7 protein-coding genes are annotated in these 10,968 nt (G+C 45.1%); 3 read left to right on the forward strand and 4 right to left on the reverse strand.

The features are described 5' to 3' along the window. Positions 1 to 111: 111 nt before the first annotated feature. The 3 genes from AC060N_RS08355 to AC060N_RS08365 all read right to left on the reverse strand — a co-directional run bounded on the left by AC060N_RS08355 (position 112) and on the right by AC060N_RS08365 (position 5,337). The gene (locus AC060N_RS08355) at positions 112 to 1,053 is read right to left on the reverse strand and encodes a KH domain-containing protein (protein WP_479526696.1); all 942 of its coding nucleotides are present in this window, start codon (positions 1,051 to 1,053) and stop codon (positions 112 to 114) included. Positions 1,054 to 1,183: 130 nt separating this feature from the next. Then, positions 1,184 to 2,374 carry a hybrid sensor histidine kinase/response regulator gene (locus AC060N_RS08360; RefSeq protein ID WP_479526697.1) on the reverse strand — a complete coding sequence of 397 codons (1,191 nt, stop codon included), beginning with the start codon at positions 2,372 to 2,374 and terminating at the stop codon, positions 1,184 to 1,186. Then, a complete protein-coding gene (locus AC060N_RS08365) occupies positions 2,371 to 5,337 on the reverse strand; it encodes an ATP-binding protein (RefSeq protein WP_479526698.1) in 2,967 nt (988 codons plus the stop codon). Before AC060N_RS08365 ends, AC060N_RS08360 begins: the two co-directional genes overlap by 4 nt. 344 nt (positions 5,338 to 5,681) lie before the next feature. Between AC060N_RS08365 and AC060N_RS08370 the strand changes: the two genes are divergently transcribed. From AC060N_RS08370 to AC060N_RS08380, 3 genes are all read left to right on the forward strand, one after another. Next, complete coding sequence (locus AC060N_RS08370; protein WP_479526699.1) at positions 5,682 to 6,443, forward strand: MBL fold metallo-hydrolase; 762 nt, start codon at positions 5,682 to 5,684, stop codon at positions 6,441 to 6,443. Between the two features lie 118 nt (positions 6,444 to 6,561). Beyond that, complete coding sequence (locus AC060N_RS08375; RefSeq protein ID WP_479526700.1) at positions 6,562 to 8,166, forward strand: fumarate hydratase; 1,605 nt, start codon at positions 6,562 to 6,564, stop codon at positions 8,164 to 8,166. A gap of 243 nt (positions 8,167 to 8,409) precedes the next feature. Next, positions 8,410 to 9,789, forward strand: a complete 1,380-nt coding sequence (locus AC060N_RS08380) for an MFS transporter (protein WP_479526701.1) — start codon at positions 8,410 to 8,412, stop codon at positions 9,787 to 9,789. Between the two features lie 110 nt (positions 9,790 to 9,899). On the opposite strand, the gene trhO is transcribed toward AC060N_RS08380, so the two are convergent. Next, positions 9,900 to 10,961 (reverse strand): oxygen-dependent tRNA uridine(34) hydroxylase TrhO, encoded by a 1,062-nt coding sequence (gene trhO / locus AC060N_RS08385; protein ID WP_106543503.1) that lies wholly within the window; start codon positions 10,959 to 10,961, stop codon positions 9,900 to 9,902. Between the last annotated feature and the right edge of the window lie 7 nt (positions 10,962 to 10,968).

Consider the following 10,968-nt stretch of genomic DNA (forward strand, 5'->3'; position numbering starts at 1 on the left):
TTCAATTGTTGCTCTTTAAAGCCCCCGGCGTTTCCGCCGGGAGCATGAAAAATGAACTCTGCTGTCCGCCTGAACTCCAAGATGGCGGTTTTTTTTGTACGATGAACTTTTTTAGCTAAGCTTTTGTGACAGACAGAATTCCCTGATGGTCATTTCAGTTGTTCCATCGGCGGTTGTTACGGTTACTACGTTGTCACAGGTGCCATCTCCATAATCAACTACTGCGAAAACCTCACCGTTTTGCGAGTAGGTAATTTCCCCTTCGGTGATGAAACGACAATCTCCTGTTTTAACCAGCGGGCTAGTGATAACGTAGCTGTACTCATTTCCATCCGAATCAATCACCTGAACCGAACCGGTTATTTCGATTACGTCGTCCGTCGGATCGAGTTCGGTATCCAAACCGGCTACCCAGGTGCGGGTTTTGTCGGAGATACGCTGAATGGTGGTTCCGTCAGGCATAGTGAAAGTCAGGTCGCTGGTGCAACTGAAGACTTGCTCAGTCGTTCCGTCGCCGGTATAAACGCGGGTAATGGTACCGTCGATGCCGATGGAATCGACGCTGAAATCTTCAAACGTAACCGTTCGGGTAGCACCATCGGTAAACATTGGGGCCGAAATGGTAATGGTGATAGTTCCGCTTAGTACGCGACCGTTTGCCAGGACTGTGCTATCGCCGTAATCGACAATGATTGTTTTTGGGAAAGCCGAATCTCCCATGGCGATATTTACTCCCGGGCAAATACCGTTGCGATACCGTTTGTGGAAATTATAATAGTATCCAAAGCCATAGCCCTCTGTCAGATCTGCACTTTTGAGCGTGCTGGAGTAGTCGTTTATTGCAGACTCAGCCGTTGAAATAAAATCAACTTCATAATTTACTTCTTCCGAAACGGCTTCTATGGTACTTTCATCGCTGATGATGGCGGAAACTGATTTGGTGAATTGTGCATCAGTGATTTCCGGTGTGGATTCGAGGTCAGCCGATTTTTCACTGCAACCAAATAATGCGGTGCCGGCTATTACGACCATTGCTAATACAAGTTTTCTCATGTCATTGATGTTTTGGTTAATTATTGATTTTTAACCCTACACCGAATGAGGCATGAGTTACCCTACCTTCTTTCGAAAAAAATATTCAGGAATAAAGAAAAGAGACTTAGTTTGGATAAATGAAATCGGTTCAGGCATTTACCCTGGCTGATTCGGGATGAAAGATAAGTCTGGCGAAAGCACCGTGCGATTCGTTATTTCCAATTTGCAATTGCCCGTTGTGTGATTCCATGATTAACTCAGTCAAATGCAGCCCCAGTCCAAAATTGGCATCGTGACGTTGGTATGCTGAAAACGGTTTGAATGGATGTTCAATGATTTTTTCCGGAAAGCCGGCTCCTTCATCGTTAATGGTAACTTGCAGCACCTGATTTTTATTACAGATATCTACAGAAATGGTACCGTTGACCGGCGAATGCGAAATGGCATTTTCCAACAGGTTAATCAGCGCTTTGGTGATGTATTTTCTGTCGATGGTCAAAATTGTTTCTAAACTTGGTTTCTGGTGCAGAATTACTTTTAGGTTATGACTTCTGATTTTATCAGACAATTCGGCCAAAGCCAGTTCAACAATTTCATTTAAATCTGTTTCTTCCCGATTCAACGCCAGTTTGCCCCGGGACCTAAGATTTGAGACATCCAAAGCCATGAAAGAGAAGCGTTCCAGCCGCTGAACTGATAAATCCAATATATCTATCAGTTCCTTTGACTCACCGACCATTTGGATACCTTTCAATAATGAAAGTGACCCCAAAACTCCATTGAGTGGCGTCCGGATTTCGTGACTAAGTAACTGAATAAATTCCGACTTAGCTTTATCCAACAGGTGCAGCTCCTCGTTTGCTTTCAATAGTTGCTGATTGAGGCTTTCCAGCTCTTCCGTCCGGTTTCTCACTTCATCTTCCAGCCAGTGATTTACCTCTTTTAGCTTTTTGCGGCTTAGACTCAGTTCCACCTGTGTATCAACGCGGGCAAGCAGTTCATCGAAGGCAAATGGCTTGCTTATATAATCGACACCGCCACTTTGAAAACCTTTTTTTATACTCTCCATGTCGGTTTTTGCCGTTAGAAATATCACCGGCGTCTCAGCGTTGTTATTTGATTCCCTAATCTGCTGACAAACGGAAAAGCCATCCATGTCCGGCATCATCACGTCCAGCAATATCAGGTCGAAGACTTCCAGCGAGCACCATTCCAGCGCTTCTTCTCCATTCATGGCGTATTCGGGTTGATAGCCCTGTTCCGTCAACAGCTTGGCTAAAATCTGGATGTTACGTGGATTGTCGTCGACGATTAATATTCTTGCGTGATGGTTATTCATAATTTTTCAGTTTTTAGCCTGGCAATAACTTCCGGAAAGGCGTGGAAGAGCGTTTCTTCTTTCTCTATGTTGAATGTGTGAAACGCATGGTCCAATTCTTGCAAATAGCTCTTTATTTCCGGATGGTGAATTATTTCTGTGTTTGCAGAGATTTCTTCGATGAACTCTTTCATCATCTTTCGCGGCCTGATTCTCTGCATGCTATTCCATTTTTGCAGTAGTTCGTGTTCATTTTCCCCTGAAATGGCTGAAATGGATTCATTGCCATGTTGTAAACGGTGGTTGTTTTTTTCGTTAACCGGTGGTAGGCAATTGGCAACTGTTTGGAGAAATTTCTTTCGTTCTATCGGTTTCCTAAGCAGCGCTTTGAACAGATTGGGGTATTGCTCTTTTTCTTCGGCTGTCAGCTCGGAAGCGGTGTAGGCGATAAGCGGAATATCCTGCCATTGTGGATTGTTTTTGATGCTTCGGGCTGTCTCGAAACCACTCATTCCGGGCATTCTCAAATCAACGATAATAAGCTGCGGTTTCAGCCTTCTCAATATTTCCAGCGCGTGGGCTCCATTCTCTGCTTCTGATATTTTTACCCGGCTTCCGCCGAAGAAGCCCCGGGTAACTTTTCGGTTAGCCCGATTGTCATCAATGATCAACACGCAGGAGCCGGCAGGGAGTTGATTGTCGATATGTGATTTTTGCTGATATTCTGTATCATCGGCGTCCTTCACAACAGGAATGTCAGGCAGAGTGACATAGAAAGCGCTTCCCTGATTTAGTTTGCTTTCAAGCCTGATTTCGCCGCCCATTAGTTTAACCAGCCGGTGTGTGATGGCGAGTCCCAGGCCTGTTCCTCCGTATATTTTACTGTCCTGGTTGTCGATCTGCTCAAAAGCTTCGAATATTTTTTCCTGTTCCTTATCGGCAATTCCGATCCCTGTATCTTCCACACGAAGAAGAATGGATGAAGAAGTCTCACTTTGATTCGTAGTTGAAACTTCAATCCGGATGTGTCCCTCGTCCGTAAATTTTAAAGCGTTGCTGATTAGGTTGAGCATGATTTGACGAAGCCGGAGTTCGTCCAATAGAAGTATCCGGGGCGTGCTTTCTGAAATCTCACTCAACATCCTGACTCCCTTTTGGGAAGCTTTTAACCGGAACGTATCGACGATTTCCTTCGTGAGAAGACGAATATCAACCGGATTCTCTTTCAGGTTCATTTTTCCGGCGTCAATCTTTGAGAAATCGAGAACATCATTAATCAGGTTCATGAGCACTTTCCCGCTCGATTGCATCGAGGAAAGGTAATCCCGGTGTGCCGGATCCGTAACGCTTTGATTCAGAATTTCGGCGTATCCGAGAATGGCGTTCATCGGGGTTCGTATCTCGTGCGACATGTTGGCCAGAAAGGCACTTTTGATGCGGGTTGCTTCTTCTGCTTTTTCTTTGGCCTGAATTAGTTCTTTTTGAATTTGCTTTCGCTCGGTGAAATTAAGCAAGATACAATGTGAGCGCAGGTAATTTCCCTCCTTGTCATATTGAACACGTCCGGTGACCAAAGCGGTTATCATTTGCCCGTCTTTTCGTTCCAACGTTAGCTCCAAATCATTGATGTAGCCTTCGTTGGAAAATTTTTGAAAAACAACGGGGAACAATTCTTTTGTTTCGTTACTGAATATTTTTCCAAACGGTTGTCCGATAATATTTTTCCGCGAGTAACCGGTGAGTTTGCTCCATTCGTGGTTGATATCCAGAAAGCAGCCGTTTTTGTCAAGCGACTGATAGGCAATGGGCGTGTATTCAAACAAGGTTCTGAAGCGATTTTCGCTTTCCATTAATGATTTCTCGGCCATGTACCTTTCAGTGATGTCGTCAATGCTCAGCAGGTACTTTCTCTCTCCCGAAGTTTGTATGGTTGCCGATGAAATCAACACATGCCGGGTGATGTTTGCATTACCGTGTTTGATCTGCATGGTTCCTTCGACCTTGTGTTCGCCTGTTCCGCTTTGAATGGTGCGATTGAGTGTTTGCCGAATTGCGCAATGCCGGCAGTTGGGCGTCGTCCCGCAGGTATTGGGGTACGCGTTAACGCAATGAAGGATGTCACCGATTAGTTTGCCCACCAGATCGGAGTCAGAACCAAAGTGGCTGAGTTCAGCTCCGGGCTTGTTCACTTTTTCAATCCGGGCCTTCTCGTCCACCAGCATCATAATGATGGGCGCCTGGTCGAAAATCGTGTCGAGAATGTTGCTTTTTTCCTGTAGCTCTAGCCTGGTTTGTTGTTCCGGTGTTATATCGCGGTAGCTGAAAACCCGGCCAATGGTGTGCTCGTTTTCGATAACGGGAAGAGAGGTGCGTTCAATTGTTCTTCCGTCTTTTAAATAGAGCGTGTCAGTTTTTTTGTTCTTGCTAAACCTTTCCGGCTTTTCTGAATATCCTTTTATTGCCAAAGAAGAGTTGACAACCTGACTCTTAGCAAAATCGGCTAATTGAGCCGCCGAAGCATTTTGTTTGATGAGGGGAGCAAGATCCCACATCTTGACTAGCTGACTGTTGTAATGGATAATTTCTCCATCTGTATTCAGCAGCAAAACGCCTTCGTTGTTGGCCTCCAGTGAGGTTTGCAATATTTTTTCCAGTCCCCGGGTTGAGTCGCCGGGAGATGAAAAAGGATGAACCGACTCTTCGGAAATAGTCTTTAAGTCAGATTCAATCATCTCTTTTAGAGCTGTCAGCGGACGAATGTAGTGGGACTCGATCGCTCTTTCAACGTTCAGGTAACCGAAAGTTGAGTCGTCAGGCCATTGAATTTTGCAATAATCAGGAGTGCCTTCAGGGAATTTAATGTGGCGAGACGTAGAAGTTACCGTTAAATGGACAGACGTGTTGATATACAGGGATGTCAGCCGGAAAAGCTTTTGCCATCCTTGTTGAACAATTGGAGAGAGGTGCGGTTTGTCAGAGCTCATGTTCTGTTGTCGCAAACAATTCTAATGGTTCATACTATTGTCGTCCAGGTTTTGGAAAATGATTTTTGGGTGGTCTTTGCGGTCGGTTTATGATAAAAAAACGCCTTTTTTTTCAGAATATTTCCATTCTTATAGAAATGTAATACAGACTAAATAAGCATAGTATAGTAAAATTTATTCATGTGTTTATAAATGAATATTTTACTTTGACGGGACTTGTTTTAACCTATGAGGGGATGAGCGAAATTTATTTTGAGACTGATTTTGTGAAGTGATTTTTCAACAACAGCATGCACATTCGCGCAGGCTGTTTTATCTTAGCATTTATTTTCAGAAAAGGTGAGATGATTGAAATTTGTGCTATTGCATCGGGAAGTAACGGAAACTGCTATTATGTAGGAGACGAGAAGGAGGCTGTGCTTATTGATTTGGGGATTTCGACCAAACAGGCGGTGCAGCGAATGGCCGAGAAAGGATTGGATTTGCAGAAGATTAAGGCAGTTTTCGTTTCGCACGAACATGCCGACCATGTGCATGGCGTCAGAGTGTTTTCCAAGCGTTACAGTATCCCGGTTTATTTTACGGCACAGACTTACCTGAAACTTTCCCGACGAGTGCAACCCAACAGTCCACGGTTTTTCAAACCCGGAGAATCGGTTTCCATCGGTTCCATCACAGTTCATTCTTTTCTGAAGAATCATGATGCAGTAGAACCCTGTAGTTTTCGGATTGAATTGAATAATAAACACATTGGAGTGTTTACCGACATCGGTGAGCCCTGTGAAAATTTGCAGCAGCATTTTACTCAATGCCAGGCGGTTTTCCTGGAAACCAACTACGACGAGCCGATGCTGATGAACGGCCCGTATCCGTATTACTTAAAGCAACGGGTGGGTTCGAAGAATGGTCACTTATCGAACGTACAGGCACTTAATTTGGTGCAGGAGCAAGCAGGAGAGGAGCTGGGACTGATTTTTCTTTCTCATATCTCGGCTGAGAACAATACGCCTGAGTTGGCGATGGAGTCATTTGGTTTGTTATCAGATAAATATGATGTTCGGCTGACCTCACGTTATGCTCCAACCGATGTGGTAAGAATCGATTAGTTGAGATTCATTCTTCTCTGCATTATGTATATATTTGTTACGCTTTACAATGAACTATACGAATCTTCCGGCATAGCCGAAAGCATTCAGGATAAATAACAATATTTGGGATAAAATCATGGCTGAATTTAAGTACCAAAAACCTTTTCCTGTAAAGGAAGATAAGACGCAATACCGTCTTCTGACAAAAGATTACGTTTCGACCGTGGAGTTCGACGGCCGGAAAATTCTGAAAGTTGACCCGAAAGGATTAGAATTGCTCGCACAGGAAGCAATTGCTGATGTTTCGTTTTACCTCCGTCCGGCGCACCTCGAGAAGGTGGCCAAAATTCTGGACGATCCGCAAGCCACGGATAACGATCGTTTTGTTGCCTATACGCTACTGAAAAACTCAGAAGTTTCAGCCAGCGGCGATTTGCCAACTTGCCAGGATACCGGAACAGCCATTGTGATGGCCAAAAAAGGCGAGGATGTTTACACAGGTGTCGATGATGCTGAATTCCTGTCCAAAGGAATTTTCAATACCTATGGCGACCGGAACCTTCGCTACTCACAGGTGGTTCCTTACACCATGTTCGAAGAGAAAAACACCGGAACCAACCTGCCGGCACAGATTGATGTTTACTCGAAGCCCGGCAATTCATACGAATTCCTTTTCCTGACAAAAGGTGGTGGCTCAGCCAACAAAACGTATTTGTACCAGCAGACCAAGTCGTTGCTGAACGAAGAATCGTTGACCAAATTCGTCAAAGAGAAAATCAGAGAATTGGGAACTGCGGCTTGCCCTCCGTATCACCTGGCGATTGTGATTGGTGGCACTTCGGCTGAAGGCAATCTGAAAACCGTGAAGTTAGCTTCAGCTGGTGATTTGAATAACTTACCTACCGAAGGAAATGATGGTGGACAGGCATTCCGTGATTTGGAATGGGAAGCGAAAGTGCAGAAAATGGCGGAAGAGTTTGGCATTGGCGCTCAGTTCGGCGGTAAATATTTCACCCACGACGTTCGGGTAATTCGCTTGCCACGTCATGCTGCTTCGTGTCCGGTAGGTGTGGGCGTTAGCTGTAGTGCCGACCGCAACATCAAAGCTAAAATTACAGAGGAAGGTATTTTTGTAGAGCAACTGGAAAAGAATCCGGCTCGTTTCCTTCCGGCGAAAGCCCCGGAACTAGCGCCTCCGGTTGAAATAGACTTGGATCAGCCAATGGCCGATGTGCTGAAGGAACTGACAAAATATCCGGTGAAAACCCGTTTGAATTTGAAAGGAACACTGATTGTTGCCCGCGATATCGCTCATGCGAAAATCAAAGAGATGGTCGACAAAGGTGAGCCGATGCCGGAATATTTCAAGAATCATCCGATTTATTACGCCGGACCGGCAAAAACTCCGGAAGGAATGCCGTCTGGTAGTTTTGGTCCGACCACAGCGAACCGTATGGACCCGTATGTGGACTTGTTCCAAAGCATGGGAGGATCGATGGTTATGCTGGCTAAAGGAAACCGTTCGAAAGTTGTAACCGATGCCTGTAAAAAGCATGGCGGTTTCTACCTGGGATCGATTGGTGGACCAGCCGCTATTCTGGCGAAGGATAACATTAAATCGGTTGAAGTGGTTGACTTCCCGGAACTGGGAATGGAAGCGGTTCGTAAGATTCGAGTTGAAAACTTCCCGGCGTTCATCATCGTCGATGATAAAGGAAACGATTTCTTTGAAATGTTGTAAATCGGTTTTACACGATATCACAGAAAGCTGCATCAAAAAGTGCAGCTTTTTTTATGTGTTTCTTAAGAAAAATAGTGTTGTCGGGTTGGTAACATATTGTTACTTTGCGGTCAACTCACATTTGTTGCTTTTTGGCTGAACGCACGTAAACATTCGGGCAACATTACGGTTATTCTCTAAGTTGTTTGCTGACCATTCCTAACTGGCGGAGTTTTGAAAATATTTTAAAAACGATTTTTCATTATGGAGCAAAATAAACGCAGTAACCGAAACATACTGCTAGTGCTTTTTGTGGGTGTTCTGATGGGAGCCCTTGACATTTCGATTGTAGGGCCGGCCATACCGTCCATCTCAAAGGACATTGCTGTCAGTCAGCGATTACTGGGATGGATTTTTTCCATCTATGTGTTGTTCAATCTCGTTGGAATCTCGCTGTTTGCCAAGCTTTCCGACCGATTTGGACGCAGAAGCATCTACATGCTTTCCGTCTTTTTGTTTGCCGTCGGCTCACTTATTGTTGCACTTTCGCATACTTTCGATATGTTGATGGTGGGACGCGCCGTGCAGGGATTTGGTTCCAGCGGTATTTTCCCCGTAGCATCGGCCGTAGTGGGAGATGTATTCCCTCCTGAAAAAAGGGGACGGATTCTCGGCCTTATCGGTGCTGTTTTCGGACTGGCGTTCATTATCGGGCCGGTCATTGCCGGAACAATGTTGTCGTTCTTTTCCTGGAACTACCTTTTCCTAATCAACCTTCCAATTGCCGCACTTATTATGTGGGGGAGTTTCCGCATTTTGCCCAATAAAAGAATTGAAAGCTCGACGGTGCTCGACTGGAAAGGAATAGTTTTGCTGGGGCTTTTACTCGGCGCCTTTGCGTTGGGAATTAACCGTACTAGCACATCGGGATTCTTCAGTAGTTTGGCTTCGATGCGGGTTCTGCCCTTTTTAGTGGCGTCAGTGGCTTTGTTTTTTGTGTTCGTCCGTGTTGAGAAAGATGCACAAAATCCGGTAGTTCGGGTGAATATGTTTCAAAGCCGTCAAATTCGCCTGGTAGCACTTATCGCTTTTGGTACAGGCATTTTACAAGCATCGTTTGTGTTTGTTCCCGATTTCGTGGTCGATGTATTCGGAGTCACTTCGGCGAAAGCCAGCTTTATGCTATTACCGGCTGTTCTGGCCATTGCAGTTGGCTCGCCTTTGTTTGGCCGCATGCTCGATGCCGTTGGTTCACGTGTGGTTATACTGATTGGTTTGGTCATTGCTATTGTGGGTTATTACCTGATGCACGAAGTGGAAGGCAGTCGTAGCTTCTTCTATTTGGCAGGTGCCTTAATTGGACTAGGACTTTCCGTTCCATCAGGTAGTTCGTTGCGTTACATCATGCTGAATGAAGTTTCGGCAGCGGAACGGGCAACAACGCAGGGATTGGTAACCATCTTCATCAGTATTGGACAGATGTTGGGCGGTGCTATCATTGGGGCAATAACTGCATCAGAAGAAGGTATCAAAGGTTATCAGAATTTGTTTTTCTACCTGGCGGTGATGATTCTGGTGATGACCTTATTTTCCGTTCGTTTAAAAAGCCGCAAAGTGGAACTGGCAACCAGCGTTCGGGAATAAGAAGAAGATTATTCAGCCGAAAGGCTGGTGAAAAATAAATAGCCCAACTTCCGATGAGGAAGTTGGGCTAAACTTTTATGATATGTTGGAAATCTAGGTGGTTTTCCTTTTTATTCTGAAACAGTTTCCTGTTCTATCTGCTCACTCTCCAGTTTCTTTTTCAAGCCGAGACTGACGCGATTTCGTTTCCGGTTTCCGAATTGATACTCTTTTTTCCGTGCACCGGTATTTTTATCCGGATCATGTTTCTCATCACGACATTCGTCTGAACAGCAACCATCGTATTGAGCAGCACATTCAGGGCACTGAATGAAGAGCAGGTGGCAGGCGTTATTGGCACAATTCGTATGCGTGTCGCACGGTTTTCCACACTGGTGGCAATGCGAAATGATTTGACCATCGACACTTTCGCCCAGACGTTCGTCGAACACAAAGTTCTTTCCGACAAAACGTGACGGAAGGTTCTCCGTTTTGATCTGCCGTGCATATTCCAAAATTCCGCCGTGCAACTGATTCACGTCGTTGAAACCAAAATGACGAAGATAAGCGCTTGCTTTTTCGCAGCGGATACCTCCGGTACAGTACAGCAGGATTTTCTCGTCTTTCTTATCCTGCAACTGTTCAACTACCATTTCAATTTCCTCACGGAAAGTGTCGGCTTCCGGGCAAATAGCGCCTTCGAAATGACCAATCTCGCTTTCGTAGAAGTTGCGCATATCCACGATGATGGTATCGTCTTTACCAGCTAATTCGTGGAATTCCAGCGCACTCAAATGGTTACCTACATTGGTTACATCAAATGTGCGTTCGTCGAGGCCGTCGGCTACAATCTTCGGGCGCACCTTGATGGTGAGTTTGTAGAAGGATTTGCCGTCGTCTTCAATGGCATATTTGATCGGGATGTCTTTCAACAAATCGAATTTGGTCAGCGTTTTCAGGAAGGCTTCCATGTTGTGTTCAGGTACGCTCATTTGTGCGTTGATGCCTTCGCGCGCGACGTAAATACGACCGAAACATTCCAGGGGGAACCATTCACGATACAGTTGATCACGGATTTCACCCGGGTTGTCGATGTAATGATAACGGTAAAACGAAATGGTTTTCCGGTTAAACGTTTCCGCCATCAATTGCTTCTTCAGCTCTTCTTTGTTAATTCGATTGTAGAGAAACATCTTATTA

It is taken from the genome of Prolixibacter sp. DSM 2831 (assembly GCF_056493735.1).

Coding starts and splice junctions, on each gene's coding strand:
- AC060N_RS08355 (WP_479526696.1), bottom strand. CDS start 1,053: ATGAGAAAACTTGTATTAGCAATGGTCGTAATAGCCGGCACCGCATTA.
- trhO (WP_106543503.1), bottom strand. CDS start 10,961: ATGTTTCTCTACAATCGAATTAACAAAGAAGAGCTGAAGAAGCAATTG.
- AC060N_RS08375 (WP_479526700.1), top strand. CDS start 6,562: ATGGCTGAATTTAAGTACCAAAAACCTTTTCCTGTAAAGGAAGATAAG.
- AC060N_RS08380 (WP_479526701.1), top strand. CDS start 8,410: ATGGAGCAAAATAAACGCAGTAACCGAAACATACTGCTAGTGCTTTTT.
- AC060N_RS08365 (WP_479526698.1), bottom strand. CDS start 5,337: ATGAGCTCTGACAAACCGCACCTCTCTCCAATTGTTCAACAAGGATGG.
- AC060N_RS08370 (WP_479526699.1), top strand. CDS start 5,682: ATGATTGAAATTTGTGCTATTGCATCGGGAAGTAACGGAAACTGCTAT.
- AC060N_RS08360 (WP_479526697.1), bottom strand. CDS start 2,374: ATGAATAACCATCACGCAAGAATATTAATCGTCGACGACAATCCACGT.